Source organism: Stenotrophomonas sp. SORGH_AS_0321, assembly GCF_031453215.1.
Classification (GTDB): domain Bacteria; phylum Pseudomonadota; class Gammaproteobacteria; order Xanthomonadales; family Xanthomonadaceae; genus Stenotrophomonas; species Stenotrophomonas chelatiphaga.
Map to the genome: position 1 here is coordinate 807,782 of NZ_JAVIZG010000001.1, position 17,548 is coordinate 825,329.

Annotated in this window: 12 protein-coding genes and 1 pseudogene; 7 read left to right on the top strand and 6 right to left on the bottom strand. The window is 68.3% G+C overall.

Annotation, left to right across the window (positions count from 1 at the left end):
- Positions 1-7 precede the first annotated feature (7 nt).
- Together QE373_RS03385 and QE373_RS03390 are read left to right on the top strand one after the other, a co-directional pair.
- Positions 8-1,123: a glycosyltransferase gene (locus QE373_RS03385; RefSeq protein WP_309683625.1), complete on the top strand. Its 1,116-nt coding sequence runs from the start codon at positions 8-10 to the stop codon at positions 1,121-1,123.
- A complete protein-coding gene (locus QE373_RS03390; RefSeq protein ID WP_309683628.1) occupies positions 1,104-2,432 on the top strand; it encodes an O-antigen ligase family protein in 1,329 nt (442 codons plus the stop codon). The genes QE373_RS03385 and QE373_RS03390 overlap by 20 nt, the downstream gene beginning before the upstream one ends.
- Before the next feature lie 373 nt (positions 2,433-2,805).
- Here the strand turns inward: QE373_RS03390 and QE373_RS03395 are convergent, their stop codons facing one another.
- Complete coding sequence (locus QE373_RS03395; protein ID WP_309683630.1) at positions 2,806-3,723, bottom strand: LpxL/LpxP family Kdo(2)-lipid IV(A) lauroyl/palmitoleoyl acyltransferase; 918 nt, start codon at positions 3,721-3,723, stop codon at positions 2,806-2,808.
- 83 nt (positions 3,724-3,806) lie between these two features.
- On the opposite strand from QE373_RS03395, the gene waaA reads away from it, so the two are divergent.
- A complete protein-coding gene (waaA, locus tag QE373_RS03400) occupies positions 3,807-5,126 on the top strand; it encodes a lipid IV(A) 3-deoxy-D-manno-octulosonic acid transferase (RefSeq protein ID WP_309683632.1) in 1,320 nt (439 codons plus the stop codon).
- Between the two features lie 132 nt (positions 5,127-5,258).
- A complete protein-coding gene (locus tag QE373_RS03405; protein ID WP_309683634.1) occupies positions 5,259-6,221 on the top strand; it encodes a hypothetical protein in 963 nt (320 codons plus the stop codon).
- A 63-nt stretch (positions 6,222-6,284) separates the two neighbouring features.
- On the opposite strand, the gene mgtE is transcribed toward QE373_RS03405, so the two are convergent.
- Positions 6,285-7,670 carry a magnesium transporter gene (mgtE, locus tag QE373_RS03410; protein WP_309683636.1) on the bottom strand — a complete coding sequence of 462 codons (1,386 nt, stop codon included), beginning with the start codon at positions 7,668-7,670 and terminating at the stop codon, positions 6,285-6,287.
- A 66-nt stretch (positions 7,671-7,736) separates the two neighbouring features.
- Positions 7,737-8,405, bottom strand: a complete 669-nt coding sequence (locus QE373_RS03415; protein WP_309683638.1) for a hypothetical protein — start codon at positions 8,403-8,405, stop codon at positions 7,737-7,739.
- A 509-nt stretch (positions 8,406-8,914) separates the two neighbouring features.
- On the opposite strand from QE373_RS03415, the gene QE373_RS03420 reads away from it, so the two are divergent.
- Positions 8,915-9,880, top strand: a complete 966-nt coding sequence (locus QE373_RS03420) for a hypothetical protein (RefSeq protein ID WP_309683640.1) — start codon at positions 8,915-8,917, stop codon at positions 9,878-9,880.
- 109 nt (positions 9,881-9,989) lie between these two features.
- Here QE373_RS03420 and QE373_RS03425 read toward each other — a convergent pair.
- The 3 genes and pseudogenes from QE373_RS03425 to QE373_RS03435 all read right to left on the bottom strand — a co-directional run bounded on the left by QE373_RS03425 (position 9,990) and on the right by QE373_RS03435 (position 12,842).
- Positions 9,990-11,349, bottom strand: a pseudogene (locus QE373_RS03425) (TolC family outer membrane protein).
- Between the two features lie 16 nt (positions 11,350-11,365).
- Positions 11,366-12,013 (bottom strand): protein-L-isoaspartate O-methyltransferase, encoded by a 648-nt coding sequence (locus tag QE373_RS03430; RefSeq protein WP_123698975.1) that lies wholly within the window; start codon positions 12,011-12,013, stop codon positions 11,366-11,368.
- Between the two features lie 139 nt (positions 12,014-12,152).
- Positions 12,153-12,842: a TetR/AcrR family transcriptional regulator gene (locus QE373_RS03435; protein ID WP_057508031.1), complete on the bottom strand. Its 690-nt coding sequence runs from the start codon at positions 12,840-12,842 to the stop codon at positions 12,153-12,155.
- 121 nt (positions 12,843-12,963) lie between these two features.
- Here QE373_RS03435 and QE373_RS03440 point away from each other — a divergent pair, with 121 nt between their 5' ends.
- Positions 12,964-14,100: an efflux RND transporter periplasmic adaptor subunit gene (locus QE373_RS03440; RefSeq protein ID WP_309683644.1), complete on the top strand. Its 1,137-nt coding sequence runs from the start codon at positions 12,964-12,966 to the stop codon at positions 14,098-14,100.
- 4 nt (positions 14,101-14,104) lie between these two features.
- Positions 14,105-17,269: an efflux RND transporter permease subunit gene (locus tag QE373_RS03445; RefSeq protein WP_309683653.1), complete on the top strand. Its 3,165-nt coding sequence runs from the start codon at positions 14,105-14,107 to the stop codon at positions 17,267-17,269.
- The last annotated feature ends 279 nt before the right edge of the window (positions 17,270-17,548 follow it).

Genomic DNA, 17,548 nt, shown 5'->3' on the forward strand with positions numbered 1-17,548 from the left:
TGACCTGATGCGCCGATTGACCGTGGTGCAGTTGCTGCCGGCGCTGCACTCCGGCGGTGTCGAGCGCTCTACGCTGGAAATCGCCGCGGCACTGGTCCAGGCCGGCCACCGTGCTCTGGTGGTGTCTGCCGGCGGGCGGCTGGTCGAGCCGCTGCTGGCCAGCGGTGCCGAACACCTCACGCTGGATATCGGCCGCAAGTCGCTGCTGACCCTGCGCCACATGCCCACCCTGCGCCGGCTGTTCGCCGAGGTCGGTGCGGACATCGTGCATGCGCGCTCGCGGCTGCCGGCCTGGCTGGGCCTGCATGCGGTGCGCGCCCTGCCTGCCCCGCAGCGCCCGCACTGGGTGACCACCGTGCATGGACTGAATTCGCCGGGTCGCTACAGCGCGGTCATGACCACCGGCGAGCGCGTGATCTGCGTGTCGGAAACGGTCCGCGACTTCGTCCAGCAGCACTATCCCGCGGTGCCGGCGCAGCGCCTGCAGGTGATCCCGCGCGGGGTGGACACGGCGCAGTTCCCCCGTGTCGGCAGCCACGACAGACGCCCCCGGCTGGCGCTGGCAAAGGACCATCCCTGGCTGGCCGCAGTGACCGCTCCGTTGCTGCTGCTGCCTGGCCGCGGTACCCGGCTGAAGGGCCACACCCACGCTCTGCAGCTGCTGGCCCGCCTGCATGCGGCCGGGGTGATGGCCCAGCTGTGGATGCTGGGCACCGAGGAACCCGGACGCGAAGTCTACGTACAGGAGCTGCGCCAGCAGGCGCGGGCGCTGGGAGTCGGCGATGCCCTGCATATCAGCGCCCCGACCTCGAAGATCGCCCAGGCCTACGCGGCCAGCGACCTGGTCCTGCAGCTGTCCGACAAGCCCGAAGCGTTTGGGCGCACCGTGGTCGAGGCCCTTGCGGTAGGCCGCCCGGTGCTGGGGTGGGACCACGGTGGCGTGGGCGAACTGCTGCGCCAGCTGCAGCCCGGCGGCGCCGTCGCCCTGGGCGACATGCAGGCACTGGGTGAACGCGCCCTGGCCCTGCTGGCCGCTGCCCCGTCGCTGCCGGCGCGTATCCCGTTTACCCTGCAGGCCATGCAACGCGACACGCTCCGCCTGTATGCCGACCTTGCCGGCTGACCCCATTCCTGCCGTGATCGATGATCGCGCGGGTCGCTGGGCGCCGTGGGTGGTGCTGGCTTTCGTCGCATTGTGGCCGTTGCCGGGCATCGCCGAAGGCGTGCTGGCGCTGGGGGCGATCTATGCTGCGGTACGCATGGTCACCCGCCGCCTGCAGGGCCAGCCGCGCCTGCTCAGCCCGGCCGCCTGGGCGCTGACCAGCATCCTGTTCCTGGGCTTCTGGCTGCCGCAGGCGCTGTCCGCACTGGACGCGGTGGACCCTGCCGCGGCCTGGACCAAGACCGCTGCCGGGCTGCGCTATCTGCCTTTCATGTGGCTGGTGGCGATCGCGGTGGCGACGCCGCGGCGCCGCGCCCTGACCCTGGGCGGCCTGGCGCTGATCACTGCGGCGTGGACCGTGGATGCACTGGTGCAGGCGCTCGCCGGTACCAGCCCATGGTTCTGGTCGCTGGACCAGCTCAAGCAGCTCGCCAGCCAGCGCCCGTTGTGCAGCCCGGAAGAGGCCGCGCTGGCCGACCGGCTCAGCGGCGCGCTGGGTCCGTGCAATCTCAAATTCGGCCAGGTGCTGGCCAGCCTGTCCGCCTTCCTGCTGCTGCCGGCCGCCACGCGGTTCGGTCGGACCGGCTGGATGGTGGCCACGATGGCGGTCGGCGTGGTGCTGCTGCTGGCCGGTTCACGCGCCTCGTGGATCACCTTCGCGCTGGTGGTGGCCTACAGCGGATGGCGCCTGTTCGGGGGGCGCCAGCTGCTGCTGCTGGCGATGTTCGGGCTGGTGGTGGCCGCAGGCCTTGCCTACAGCGTGCCGCAGCTGCGTGACCGGGTGGTCCGCACCGCGCAGGCCTGGGAAGGCAACGACGATGGCGTGGAGCAGGCGCTGTCCGGCCGTGGCCGGATCTGGTCCGCAGCGGGCTGCATGATCCAGGCCCATCCGATCAACGGCGTGGGCGCGCGCGGCTTCCGCGACGCCTACCCCGACTGTGACCCGGCCGCCGGAAGCACCGGTGTCTGGGGCGCGGGACCGGCGCTGCATGCGCACCAGATCGTGCTGGAAATCCTGGCGGAAACCGGGGTGATCGGCCTGCTGCTGTGGCTGGCGGCGGCGGCGCAGGCGTGGCGGGCGTGGCGTTTCGCGCCGCCGGCGGCGCGCGATCGCGCGCGTCCGGCGATGCTGGCGCTGGCGGTCACGGTGTTTCCATTGAATACCCACTTGGCGTTCCACTCCACGTTCTGGGGTGGGGTCACGGTGCTGCTGGCCGCGTTGTTCGCGGGCAGCCTGCTGGCACGGGATGAGCCGGGTTCCAACGACTGAAAGCGCTTCGCTGTCGGTGCTCCTGGCGGCGTTCCAGGTGTTGGCGTCGCCCCGAGAGATTCCGGTGGCCGCCCGCCACGAAAGATGAAACGGTAGCGCCGCAGGCAGCGGCAGGAGCTGCTGCCAACGTCGCTTGCGACGGCCCGCAGGATGCCCGGCATGCCCATGGTCGGCGGCTTCTGCTTTTGCTCTTTTCCGACCCAATTCCGCGGGACAAGTTTAGTGTCCGGAGGCGGGGGAGGGTGCTGCGCGGGACGCTGAGCCGCATGGATGCGGCGACGCAGCCTACATGGACGTACTTGCGGCGTGTCCCGCGCAGGATCCTTCCCCGCCTCAACCTATGAATCGATCAACGCAGCACGCGAACCGTTCTTCACTCGTAATAGGAACTGCGGCCACCGGGCTGGCGCTTGAAGCGGCGGTGGATCCAGAGGTACTGGTCCGGGGCCTCGCGCACCATCTGTTCGATGGCCTGGTTGACCCGTGCGGTATCGGCTTCCACGTCCTGGGTCGGGAAGTTGTCCAGCGGTGCGCCAACTTTCAGGTAATAGTCGCCGCCTTCGCGGCGATGGAAGTACGGCACCACCGCGCAGCCGGTCATGCGGGCCAGCTGGTGGGTGGCGGTGATGGTGGCGGCGGTGTGCCCGAAGAAGGGCACGAACACGGTGTCCTTGCCGCGCATGTCCTGGTCCGGCGCGTACCACAGGAAACCGCCTTTCTTCAGGTGCCGCACGCTGGCGCGGATGTCTTCGTTGGCGAACATCGCCGTGGCGTAACGCAGCCGGCCGAACTTCACCGCCCATTCGTAGACCGGATTGCGGTGCTTGCGGTACATGCCGGCCAGCTCGACGTGGTCGCACAGCAGGCGCCCGCACATCTCCAGGGTCATGAAATGGCCTGAAACCAGCAGCACGCCACGTCCTTCGGCCTTCAGCTTGTGCAGGTGCTCCACGCCTTCCACGTGCACGCGCGGGCGGATCGTGGCGATGCTGCCCCACCAGGCGCGGGCGAACTCGAAAATGCCTACGCCGAGTGCATCGAAGCTGTCGCGCAGCAGGCGTTGCCGCCACGCATCGTCCTTCTCCGGGAAGCACAGCGTGAGGTTGACCTCCGCTGCCCTGCGCCGGCTGCCCGCCAGCCGCCAGCTGACCCAGCCGACGCCGCGCCCCAGCGCGCGCTGCAGCATCCACGGCAGCCGGGCGATGGCGAAGGCGCCGAACATCACGGCGAACATGGGCCAGTTGCGCGGATCGCGCAGCGAAGGACGGGGGGCGGTGGTGGCATCGGACATGCCGCCATTCTACCAAGGCCCCGTGGGCGGGCCCCGTGGGCGGGCCGCGTGTCTTTCACCGGGCCCTCCCGTATCCTTCCCGCATGCGCAAAGACCCCGTCGAATGGATCCTGCGCGGCCTGTATTCGGCCGTGCTCTACCTGCTGCTGCCCATCACGGTGTACCACCTGGTCTGGCGCGGTTTCCGGGTGCGGGAATACTTCCAGCGCTGGGACGAGCGCTACGCCTCCTACCCGGATTCGAGCTGCCAGCCGCGTGTCTGGCTGCATGCGGTATCGGTCGGCGAGGTGAACGCCGCCGCGCCGCTGGTCAATGCACTGCGCGCGCTGCGGCCGGACATCCGCTGGGTGGTCACCACGATCACCCCGACCGGCTCGGAGCGGGTGCGCGCGATCTGGGGCGATGCGGTGGACCACGTCTACCTGCCGTATGACGTGCCGGGCAGCGTGGGGCGCTTCCTCAACCATTTCCAACCCAGCCTGGCCTTGATCCTGGAGACCGAGCTGTGGCCGAACATGCTGTTCGGTTGCCGCAGCCGCTCGATCCCGGTGTACATCCTCAATGCGCGGTTGTCGGCGCGTTCGCTGCGTGGCTATCGCCTGCTTGCGGCATTGATCCGGCGCGCACTGCGCACCGTCACCTGCGTGGCAGCGCAGTCCGAAGACGACGCCGCGCGCTTCATCCAGCTTGGCGCCGATCCGGCGCAGGTGCAGGCGCTGGGCAACCTGAAGTTCGACATCGCCGCGCCCAACGTGCAGGCCTTCGTCGAGCAGTTCCATCGCAGCGTGCCGGCAAAGCGACCGGTGTGGATCGCCGCCAGCACGCACGAAGGCGAAGAGCAGGCGATCATCGACCTGCACCGGCGCCTGCGCGTGCAGCATCCGCAGCTGTTGCTGCTGTGGGCGCCGCGCCACCCGGAACGCTTCGCCCGGGTCGATGCGCTCGCCCGCGAGCAGGGCTGGCAGGTCGCCACCCGACGTGCGCAGCAGTGGCCGCAGGCCGACAGCGATGTGTTCGTGATCGATACGCTGGGAGAGCTGATGTCCTTCTATGCGTGCGCCCAGGTTGCGTTCGTGGGGGGCAGCCTGCAGGCGATCGGCGGGCATAACCTGCTGGAGCCTGCAGCCATGGGAACCGCGGCCGTCACCGGTCCGCACCTGCATAACTTCGCCGAGATCTCGCGCCGCATGCTCGAGGCCGATGCGCTGCTGATCGGCCAGGACGTGCAGTCGGTCGGCGAGCACCTGCAGCACCTGCTGTCCGACGCGCAGGCGCGTGAAGACATGGCGCGCGCAGGCTGCGCGCTGGTCAGCAATGGCAGAGGTGCCTTGAAACGCACGATCGCCCTGGTGCAACCGCAGTTGCCGCCGCCGCTCTCCAGTGCTGCATCCGCCGACTGCTGACGCGATCGCGATCGTCGCGGCGACGTATCGGCCGCGCCGGCTTCTTTTCAGATTCAACCGATAGGGCGACCCGCAGCGGTGTCCTAGCGTCCACGAACAGGCATCTGCCTGCCTTTCGTGGAGAACGCCATCGTGTTTCGTTTTTTCCTGCCACGCCACCGCAGTGGGGTGCGCCTTGTCATCGGCACGTTGTTGTCGATGGCCGCCTGCGCGCACGCGGAAGGACTGCAGAACGCTCCGCATTTCATCGGTCCCTTGGCGACGCCGGCGCCACCGTTGGCGAAGGGCGCCTTCAACATCGAACCCTACGTCATCTTCAACCGGTCGGCGTCGCGTTTCGATGGCGATGGCCATCGCCGGCGCAGCCCGGCGCCGATACAGTTGACCACCTCCGTCCCGATCCAGTACGGGGTGACCGACCGGCTCAGCATCGGCGGCACCCTGCGCGGACAGTACAACCGGCTGCCCGGAAGCAGCCGCGCGTTTGCCACCGGCGATACCACGGTGGCGGCATCGTTCGGGTTGATCGATGCCGGCGGGCCGAACCGGGCGCGCCTTGCGCTGACCGCACGGCAGCGACTTCCCACTGGCCGCCACGACCGACTGGAACGGCGCGACGCGCCGGGCAGTGGTACTGGCGCGGCTTCCACCACGCTGGTGCTGCATGGCCAGGCCTACCTGCTCGAGGGACGGCTGCGCACGCGCGCCAGCGTCGACTGGACCCTGCCGGGGGCAAGCGCACGCCTGCAGGGGCGCAGCGTGTACGGCACCGACACCGGGTTCGGCGGGCGCATCCGGCTCGGCCACGGGGCGGGGGCCACGGCATCGGCGGAGTACAGCGTGGCCCCCCGCTGGACGCTGGTGGGTGAAGTGCTTTACGAACAGGCCGGTGGTTCGACGCTGCGCGGCCACGACAGCCAGGGCAACGCCGAACGTCGCGAAGCGGCGTCGTCGTGGCGGCTGTCCGTGCTGCCGGCCGTGCAGTACCACTTCAGCGACCGGGTCGGGTTGATCGCGGGACTGCAGGTCGGCGTGAGGGGACGCAACGCGGCCGCGCTGGTCGCGCCACAGGTCGCGATCAACATCGGATTCTGAAGCAGCAGGTGGAATGCGGCGCATCGGAGGGATGCGCCGCACTGCATGCTGCGTGCATACGGCTCAGGTGCTCGCGCCGACCAGCTGTTCGCCCAGCAGGGCCCAGGCGAAGCCGAAGTAGACGAACACACCGACGAGGTCCATCACCGAGGTGATCAGCGGCGAAGACAGGGTCGCCGGATCGGTGCCCATGCGACGCGCAAGGAACGGCAACAGCGCACCGACGACCCCGCCCAGTGCGGTGCAGACCAGCATGCTCAGGCCGACCACCAGCAGCACGTCGATGCCCACGCCTTTGCTGAACCAGGCAAGCACCGCTTCCAGCAGCGCGATGGCGATGCCCAGCATCGCCGCCACCGGCAGCTCACGCTTGATGACGAACAGGACATGCCGCCAGTTGAGCCCCAGCTCGCCCAGCGCCATGCTGCGGATGACCAGCGTGGCCGACTGGCTGCCGGTATTGCCGCCCATGTCCACGATCGGTGCGATGAAGGCCGCCAGCACGATCGCCTGGCTCAGCAGTTCCTCCTGCGCGGCGACGAAGGTACTGGTGATGATGCCGAAGAAGGTCAGCACCGCCAGCCAGAACACGCGCACATTGAACATGCGCCGGAGCGGCGTGGTCATCATGTCCAGGTCGCTGCCGCCGGCCACCGACGTACCGCCGAAGCGTGCCAGCTGGTCGGCATCCTGCTGCTTGTCGATGTCCATCGCATCATCGACGGTGACGATGCCGATCATCGCCTGATTGGCATCCAGCACCGGTACGGCCAGCAGGTCATAGCGGCGGATCAGCTCGGCGGCACGCAGGCGCGGCCACGCGGCCTGCACGAAGACCGGGTCCGGTCGCACCAGGCTGGCCACCGTGGTGTCGGCCAGGGCGACCACCAGGTCGCGCAGCGACAGCGTGCCCTGCAGCCGGCGCTGGCCATCCAGGACGTACAGGGCGTAGATCGTCTCGCTGCTGGGGGCGAGGGTGCGGATGTGCGCGAGCGCCTGCGCGACGGTCATGGTGCTGTCGAGCGCGACGAAGTCGGAGGTGGTGACCGAGCCGATCGACGCTTCGGGGTAGGCCGCGAGGGCGACGATGTCCTCGCGCTCCACGCCATCCAAGCCGGCCAGCAGGTCCGGTCGTGACCGCGTGTCGAGGCGATTGAACAGATCCGCCCGATCATCCGCGGGCATCCTCTCGAACAGGTCGTAGACGGTCTGCCGGGGCAGCAGCGCCAGCAGTGCATCCTGCTGCGGGAAGGCAAGATGGGCGAACAGGTCGGCCCGCTGCTGCGGATCCAGCAGCAGCAACAGCGACGACAGCGACGCGGCGGAGGTGCCCAGCAGGACCTCGGCGAGGTCGGAGGGATGCGATGCGCGGACCAGCGCTGCGAAGCCTTCGCGGTCGGGTGCATGGGCAAAGCGGCGCACGGCGAATATCAGCTCTTCACGGTTCATCGTGATGATTCCTTTGGTTGGGTTGGAGAAAGGGCAATGCAGGGGTGGCGCGCGCCGGGAAGACGCTCAGCGCGACAGCGGCAGGTTCAGGCCGACGGTGATCCACGACGTCGCGGTCCGGCCGTCAGCGCGACCGGCCAGCAGATCCAGCGATGCCTCGCCGGGCAGGTGACGACGGACGCCCAGCTGGCTGCTGCGGTGGCGGGCCGCGTCGCGCGCCTGTTCGGCCAGCAGCGACCATGTCGGGGCGATCCGGATATCGATACCGGCCCCCAGGGTGATGCCGCGTTCGTGGCGTGAACGGCTCCAGCCGGCATTGAAATGCGCGGCGGACAGGGACTGTCGGCCCAGTGCAACGCTCAGCGGAAGATTCAGCGCCCAGCTGCGTGCAGCCGCCTGCCGGAGATCGCCAGCGGTTTCGATGGATGCGGCCAGCTGCAGGCGTTCCTCGTGCCAGTGACGCAGCGCGCGCTTGGCCCCCAGCGCCCAAGGCAGGGTGCCTTCGCCACGCAGATGGCTCACGCCCAGCGACAGCTCGGTGCCGGCCAGTGTGCACGCGGGCACGGCGGTCAGCTCCAGGTGGCTGGCAGCGTGGCGGCTCCAGCTTTCAAGCTGGCACGTCCCCTGCGGGGTGGTACCGGCGTCGTCCACCAGCAGGCTGGCGGCGGCATGCAGCGGGCTGCTGGCAGAGAGGGTTGCCCACAGCGGGGCAAGGCGAAGGAAGGTGAAGCGCATGGTCGTTCTCCGATGGACGGATACGCCAGCGGCTCCCACTTGGGCCGAAGGTAAACAGTGCGATGTTCGAAGTTCAGGCCACCCACGGCGGGCGGCACCGGGCCCCGTCCTGGCGGACGCGACCTGCCTGGCAGTGTCGGGTCCGCTCAGTAAAAGCAGAATCTACTGTGACTGTCCAAGCAGGGGCCTCCGGGGCGATGAAGTGGGCGCATGGTGTTGGCCGCGATCCGGTGCGTCAAGCAGGATGCGGCGCGTGCGCTTCGTTTCGTGCGCGGCGGCACGCTTCCGCGTCGGCGACACGCGCTGCTCTCACCTCCAGGCGAGGTAAAAACGACGCTGGTTGCATGGCGTTCGGCGCAGCGCGCGCTGCTTCCAATAGGCTGCCTGTTCCTATTGAGAACTTTCGATAGCTTTCAAGTTTTCATCTCCTCAACTTCCCGCATGTCCGTGTAGTGGGAGTCGGCCTAGCGTCGTCAGGGCAGGCGCGTGCCTGCATCGAGGAGAGAAGAATGATGTCCAATCACGTCACTGCACGCCGTGCCACTGCGGCGGGCGTGGTGATGCTGGCCGCCGCGCTGGCCAGCCAGGTGGCCGCCGCCGAGGGGCCGCGCTTCGCGGGCCCGCTGCTCAGCCCCGCACCACCGCTGCCGGTGGGCATGCTCAACATCGAGCCCTATCTGATCAACAGCCAGCTGCGTGGCCTGTATGACGAAAATGGCGACCGTCGCGATGCCAGTGGACCGGACGGCTGGTACCTAGCCGTGCCGATCCAGTACGGGCTGCATGAGCGCGTGACCATCGCCGCCAGCTTGAACGCGTCCTACAACCGGGACGACGGCAACCGGCGCGCCTTCGATATCGGCGACACCACGTTGTCCGCGCTGTTCGGGCTGTACAAAGGAGAGGGCGTGCATCGTCCGACGCTGACCCTCGCCGTCCGCCAGAGCATCGCCACCGGGCATCACGACCGGCTGGAAGAAAGGCCGATCTCGGTCGCCAGCGGAACCGGGGTGGGCGCCACCAGCCTCGGCCTGCACGGCCAGGCCTACTTCCTTGACGGGCACCTGCGGATGCGCGCCAGTACGTTGTGGCGCACGCCCGGCGCCAATGCCGGCGTGCGCGGGCAAAGCGCGTTCGGCACGCCGGTGGGCTTCGATGGCAGGGTGCGGCTGGGTGCGGCCGTGACCAGCCTGCTGGCGGCCGAGTACAGCCTGTCGCCCACCTGGGTGCTGGCCGGTGAGCTGCTGCACGAGCGCGAAGGCGCTGGCAGCGTGCACGGCAGGGTGGTGACGGCGACGGGCAGCCAGGATATGTACCGACGCGATCCGGCCAGTTGGCGGTTCTCGATCGTTCCGGCGATCCAGTACCACTGGAACGACCATGTCGCGCTCGTCGCAGGCGCGCAGGTGTCGCTGGCCGGCCGCAACAGCAGCGCGGTAGTCGTGCCGCAGGTGGCGGTGAACATGGGGTGGTAAGCGGAGCCCGTTGACGGCCAGCGGTCCAACCGATTGACGGCCAGCGGCCGTCACTACAAAAAAAGCCACCCGCATGCGGGTGGCTTTTCGTCGTCACACCGGGCTGCGGTCAGTTGTTGACCGTGGTGCTCGGGTTGCCGGCGTCGACGGTCAGCAGGCGGTTGATCTCCTGCAGCTCGGCGATGTCCAGCGCGCCCACGGCCTGGCTCAGCAGCAGTCGGTTCTGCAGGAAGGTGTACCGCGCGTTGGCGTAATCCAGCTGTGCGGAGAACAGGATCCGCTGGTTCTGGATCACGTCCAGCACGGTGCGGGTACCCACTTCCAGGCCGACCTGCGAGGGCGTCGTAGGCGCTCTGCGCGGAGACCACCGCCAGGCGACGCGCTTCCACCTCGCTGATACCCGCCACCAGGGTCTGGTAGGCGTTGCGGGTGTTGCGGTCCAGTGCACGCTTCTGCTGCTCGTAGCCATCCTGCGCGATGTCACGCTGGGCCAGCGCCTGGCGCACGGCGGACTGGGTGGCGCCGCCGGAGAAGATCGGCACGTTCAAGGTCAGCCCGACGCTGTTGGTGCGGGTATCCGGGCTCAGGCCACCGGCACCGGTGCTGTCGCCCCAGGTTGCGCCCTGGCCGACGCTGGCGCCGAGGGCGAGCGTGGGCAGGTGGCCGGCACGTGCCGACTGCACGCTGGCTTCGGATGCGCTGACCTGCAGTTCCTGCGCCTTCAGCGCCGGGTTCTGCGCGACCGCGCTCTGCACCAGCTGGTCGACGTTGCCGCGGTTGGCCGGCACTTCCGGGCGGAAGTCTTCCGGCAGGCCGCGCAGGTTGGTCACCGGCTGGCCGGTCAGTTCGGTCAGCGCCTGGTAGGCGTCGGCCAGGGTGTTCTGCGAGACGATGGTGTTGGCGCGTGCCTGGTCGTACTGGGCGCGGGCTTCATGCACGTCGGTGATCGGCGCCAGGCCCACTTCCAGGCGCTTGTCGGCGAAGTCGAACTGCTTCTTGGCGGCTTCTTCGTTGGTCTTGGCGGCGTTCAGCGATTCGATCGCCACCAGCACGTTGAAGTAGGCGGCCGAGGTGCGCACGATCAGGTCGTCGTTGGCCGAATCGAGGGTGAAGTCCGCTGCCCTGCTCAGTTCGCGCTGGGCGCGCAGGGTGCTGAACTGGCTCCAGTTGAACAGCGTCTGGCTGCCATCGATGGTGTAGGTACGGCGGCGGCTTTCGAAGGTACCGGTATTGTTGCCGCGGTCTTCGGTGCGCGAGCGGTTCAACGAGGCGACGCCGTTGATCTGCGGCAGCAGGGCGGCGCGTGCCTGCACGGCGCCTTCCTTGTCGAACAGCCGGGTGGATTCGGCAGCGGACAGCTGCGGGTCGCCATTGCGGGCCATTTCATAGACCTGCAGCAGGTCGGCGGCATGGGCGGACAGCGGCAGCAGGACGGTGGCCAGCGCAATAGCGAGGGTTCGGCGGATCATTGCGGCTTCCTTGGACTCAGAGGTGGAACTGGGGGGCCGGCGCGGCACCGCGCAGGTAATCGATATCGGTTTCGAACAGCGATTCGGTGCTGCCATCGGCCTTGACCAGGATCGCTTCCATCACCGGCGAACGGCCATGGATGATGTACAGGCGACCACCCGGACGCAGCCACGAGGCGAACTGTGACGGCACGCGGTCAACGGCGCCAGTGACACAGATCACATCAAAACGGCGGTCGGTCTGCCAGGCCAGGGCATCGGCCACGTCCACGCGCACGTTGGTGCCCAGGCCGGTGCTGTCCAGGCGTGCACGCGCGGTGGCGGCCAGCTCCGGATCGATCTCCAGGCTGAGCACTTCGCGCGCCAGTGCGCCGAGGCAGGCCGACAGGTAACCGCTGCCGGTGCCGATTTCCAGCACTTCGTCACCCGGCTGCAGGTCCAGCGCCTGCAGGGTGCGGCCTTCGACGACCGGCTTCATCATCTTCTGCCCGCCGCTGAGCGGCAGCTCGATGTCCGCATAGGCCAGCGCGCGGTGCGCCTCTGCCACGAAGGCTTCGCGCGGGAGGCGCGCCAGGACGTCGAGCACCTTGATGTCCAGCACGTCCCAGGGACGGATCTGCTGTTCCACCATCAGTTCACGGGCGTGTGCGTAGTCAATCGTCATGAGGTTCCAATCCAGCGCAGTGGGCCGGCCATTTTACCGGTGCCGGAGGCCGTCGGCGCACCCGGAGCATGTATTCAGGGCGGCGTAGGTCGCAGTGCCGGAAGTCATCGCGACCTCCGGCTTGTTCAGGTTGTGGGGATCAGCCACCGCGCGGGCCCGCCTGGGCCGGGCGGGGGACGTAGGCGCGCAGGAAGAAATCCACGCTGGCGGCCACGTGCCGGCCGGCATCCCCGGCCGCCAACGGTGGCTGCAGCCCACACATCATGTGCGTATGCAGTTCGCCCTTGACCAGGGTCATCAGCTGCAGTGCCGCGGTGGGGAAGTCCTGGATGTCCAGTTCGCCGCGCGCTGCACGGGCGCGCAGGAATTCGGCCAGCGCCTCGGTGGTGCGCTTGGGACCGGCCTGCCAGAACATCTCGCGCAGGCGGTCATCGGTTTCCGGGGCCATCATCACGCGCTGCACCGATACGGCCGCATCGGAGGTGACCAGCTCGAAAAAGGCCTCGCCGATGCCCAGCAACTGGTCGCGCAGAGGGCCTTCGGCATCGGCCACGAACAGGGTGTCCGGCAGCATTTCCACACACTTGGACTTGACCGCTTCGGTGAACAGCGATTCCTTGTCGCCGAAATGGCTGTACACGGTGAGCTTGGACACCCCCGCCTGGGCGGCGATGGCATCCATGCTGACGCCGGTGTATCCCTGCTCCACGAACAGCGCCTTGGCCGCTTCCAGGATGGCGGCACGCTTGCCGAGGTCCTTGGGGCGGCCCGGACCTGCGGCCTTGCTGGCAGGTTTGGGCGCATTCTTGCGGGAGAAGGGACACATCATCCGCGTAATAGTAGACCAAGCGGTTCGATATTTATACTATACCGCCGGGTTCACTAAACCGCCCGGCGCCGCGCTCCCGCGCAGCTGCCACCACTCGAATGCGTAATCAGGACGAACACCGATGAAGAGCGTGCGCTGGATGGGAATTGCACTGGGAGTGGCCGCGCTGGCTGCCTGTTCCGACAAGCCGGAAGCGCCGGTCGCCGCGGTGCCGGTGCTGGTGGTGCATCCGCTGGTCGCGGCCGGTGACGGCGCCATGGTGTTCCCCGGCGAAGTCCGGGCGCGGCAGGAGAGCGCGCTGTCCTTCCGGGTTGCCGGCAAGCTGCTGCGGCGGGACGTGGATGCGGGCCAGCGGGTGGTCAAGGGACAACTGCTGGCCGAGCTGGACCCGGCCGACTTCGCCCTGCAGGCACGGGCGTCGCAGGCACAGCTGGCGGCCGCGCAGGCCGAACTGGTCCGCGCCCGTGACGACCACAAACGCTATGAAACGCTGGCCGCGCAGCAGTTGATCAGCCGCTCGGCACTGGACCAGCAGGCCGCCGCGTTCAAGGCGGCGCAGGGCCAGGTGGACGCTGCGCGCGCCAACGCCGACGTACTGGGCAACCAGGCCGGCTATGCGCAGTTGCGCGCGCCGGCCGACGGGGTGATTGCCAGCCGCGAGCCCGATGCCGAAGCCGGCCAGGTGGTGGCCGCCGGGCAGACGTTGTTCACGTTGGCCGCCGACGATGGCCGCGAGGTGCGGATCGATCTGCCCGAAGCGATGCTGCGCGATTTCCCGGTCGGTACGGCGGTGCAGGTGGAACCGTGGAGTCGCGGTGGGCCGATGCTGCCGGGGACGATCCGTGAGGTCGCCGCCGCTGCCGATCCGCAGTCGCGGACCTTCGCTGCGCGGGTCAGCCTGGCCGCCGATGCGCTGGCCGATGTCAGCCTCGGGCAGAGCGCGCGCGTGCATGGCCTGGCGGGCGGCAACGGAAAAGCCGCGGTGCAGCTGCCCCTGTCCGCCCTGCAGCGCGGTGCCGACGACCGCGCCAGCGTGTGGGTGGTGGACCCGACCACCGCGCGGCTGAAGGCGGTGCCGGTGACCGCCGGCGCCTATGGCAGCGATACCGTGCCGGTAATGAGTGGCGTCACGGCGAGTGACTGGGTGGTCGCTGCCGGTGGCCACCTGCTGCGCGCAGGCCAGCGGGTGACCGCGGTGGACCGGCAGAACCGCCCGGTGCTGAAGCCGGCGGCGGCCGCCACCAAGGCGGGGGAGTAAGCCGGTGCGTCGCTTCAATCTTTCCGAGTGGGCGCTGGCCAACCGTCCCCTGGTGTTGTTCGCCATGCTCGCCTTCGCGCTGATCGGGGCGTGGTCCTACAAGCACCTGGGGCAGTCCGAGGATCCTCCTTTCACTTTCAAGATCATGGTGGTGCGCACGATGTGGCCGGGGGCCACGGCCGAACAGGTGTCGCGACAGGTCAGCGAGCCGATCGAGAAGGCGCTGATGAACACCGGCGAGTTCGAGTTCATCCGCTCCTATTCGCGGCCGGGCGAATCGCAGGTCATCTTCGTGGCGCGCGACGACCTGCGTTCCCGGCAGATCCCGGACCTCTGGTACCAGGTGCGCAAGCGGGTCGGCGACATCCAGGCCACGCTGCCGCGCGAGATCGTCGGGCCGTTCTTCAACGATGAATTCGGCGATACCTTCGGCAACATCTACGCGCTGACCGGCAAGGGTTTCGATTACGCACTGATGCGCGATTACGCCGATCGCATCCAGCTGGAGCTGCAGCGGGTGCAGGACGTGGGCAAGGTCGAGCTGGTCGGCCTGCAGGATGAGAAGGTCTTCATCGAATTGTCCAACACGAAGCTGACCTCGCTGCGCATTTCGCGGCAGCAGGTCCAGCAGGCGGTGGCCGAGCAGAACGCGGTGGCCAATACCAGTTTCCTGGAAACCGGCAGCGACCGCGTGCAGCTGCGGGTCAGTGGCCAGTTCAACAGCATCGACGACATCCGTGCCTTCCCGATACGCGTCGGCGAGCGCACCGTGCACCTGGGCGACATCGCCGAGGTCCACCGTGGTTTCGCCGATCCGGCTTCGCCGAAGATGCGCTTCATGGGCGAGGATGCGATCGGCCTGGCGGTGGCGATGAAGGACGGCGGTGACATCCTGGCGCTGGGCACGCACCTGGATGCGGAGTTCGAACGCCTGCAGAAGACGCTGCCGGCCGGCATGCAGCTGCGCAAGGTGTCCGACCAGCCGCAGGCAGTGGAAGAATCCGTCGGCGAGTTCGTCCAGGTACTGGCCGAAGCGGTGGTGATCGTGCTGCTGGTGAGCTTCTTCTCGCTGGGCCTGCGCACCGGGCTGGTGGTCGGGGTGACCATTCCGCTGGTGCTGGCGATGACCTTCTTCGTCATGCACTACTTCGGCATCGGCCTGCACAAGATTTCGCTCGGTGCGCTGGTGCTGGCGCTGGGCCTGCTGGTGGATGATGCGATCATCGCGGTGGAGATGATGGCCACCAAGATGGAGCAGGGCTACGACCGCCTGCGTGCGGCCAGCTTCGCCTGGGAATCCACCGCATTCCCGATGCTGACCGGCACCCTGATCACCGCGGCCGGCTTCCTGCCGATCGCCACTGCCGCCTCCAGCACCGGTGAGTACACGCGGTCGTTGTTCCAGGTGGTGACCATCGCGCTGGTGGTGTCCTGGATCGCAGCGGTGCTGTTCATTCCCTACCTCGGCGACAAGATGCTGCCGGACCTGTACAACCGCCAGCCGCCGAAGCCGGGCAGCCTGCTGGGCCGCTGGCATGCGCGGCGGCAGGCGTGGGCGGACCGCTTCCCGGCACTGGCCAACCTGCTCGCGCCGCCGGCGCACGGGCACGACCACGACCCGTACCAGCGTCCGTTCTACGTGCGTTTCCGGCGCTTCCTCGAAGGCTGCCTGCGCCATCGCTGGTGGGTGATCGCCGCGACCGTCCTGTTGTTCATCGGCTCGCTGCTGCTGTTCCGTTTCGTGCCGCAGCAGTTCTTCCCGGACTCCACGCGGCCGGAGCTGATGGTGGACATCGAACTGGCCGAGGGCGCGTCGTTGAACGCGACCCGTGGCCAGGTGGCCAAACTGGAGAAGCTGCTGGACGGCCGCGAAGGCATCCGCAACTACGTGGCCTACGTGGGCACCGGGTCACCGCGCTTCTACCTGCCGCTGGACCAGCAACTGCCGGCGACCAACTTCGCCCAGTTCGTGGTGCTGGCCAACGACACCCATGCCCGTGAAAGCGTGCGCGACTGGCTGCAACGCGAGGTGCTGCCCACCTTCCCGGACGTGCAGATGCGCGTGACCCGGCTGGAGAACGGACCACCGGTGGGCTACCCGGTGCAGTTCCGCATCTCCGGCGAGCACATCGCGCAGGTGCAGGCACTGGCCCGGCAGGTGGAAGAGAAGGTTCGTGCCAATCCGCACACCATCAACGTCAACCTGGACTGGAGCGAACCGAGCAAGGTGGTGCGGCTGGTGATCGACCAGGACCGTGCGCGCGCGCTCGGCGTGAGCAGTGCACAGGTCAGTCAGTTCCTGGCCAGTTCGCTGGCTGGCGAAGCGGTAAGCGTGTATCGCGAAGGCAACCGGCAGATCGAGATGCTGGTGCGTGGTGCGGGCGATGAGCGGTTGAGCCTGGAGCTGCTCGGCAGCCTGCAGATGCCCACCCCTTCCGGTGGCAGCATCAGCATGTCCCAGGTGGCCACGCTGGAGCATGGTTTCGAAGATGGCATCATCTGGCACCGCGACCGGCTGCCGACGGTGACCGTGCGCGCCGATATCGGCGATGGCATGCAGCCACTGGACGTGGTGCAGCAGCTGCTGCCGACGCTCGAGGGCATCCGTGCGCAGCTGCCCAGCGGCTACCTGCTGGAAACCGGCGGCACGGTGGAGGATTCCGCCCGCGGGCAGGATTCGATCAAGGCCGGCATGCCGCTGTTCCTGGTGGTGGTGGCGACCCTGCTGATGCTGCAGCTGCGCAGCTTCTCGCGCACGGCGATGGTGCTGGTCACCGCACCGCTGGGGATCATCGGCGCGACCTTGTTCCTGCTGCTGTTCCGTTCGCCGTTCGGGTTCGTCGCGCTGCTGGGCACGATCGCGCTGGCCGGCATGATCATGCGCAATTCGGTGATCCTGATCGACCAGATCCAGCAGGACATCGATGCCGGGCATGACCGCTGGGACGCGATCCTGGATGCGACGGTGCGCCGCTTCCGTCCGATCGTGCTGACCGCGCTGGCGGCGGTACTGGCGATGATCCCGTTGTCGCGCAGTGCGTTCTATGGGTCGATGGCGATTTCGATCATGGGCGGGTTGATCGTGGGTACGGTGCTGACGCTGGTGTTCCTGCCGGCGCTGTATGCGGCGTGGTTCCGGGTGCGGAAAGAGGATGGTCGAACGGCCTGAGCCCCCTCGCGGGTGGCTGCCTGCGGCACGCTGGCGGGTTGGCGCCGTGCGGTGGGGCTGGTCGGGGGACGGCAAGGGCTGCATCCATGCGGGCCTCGTTTCGCGCCATCCATGGCGCTCAACGCCCCCCCCCAGCCCCGCCGCCCGACGCCCCGACGGGTTCCCTGACTGCCAGCCGCGTAAAAAAAAGAAGAAAAGCGGTAGCGCCGACCCATGGTCGGCGAGCGCAGCGGGCCGTTGGCGGGAACATTCCGCCGACCATGGGTCGGCGCTACCAAT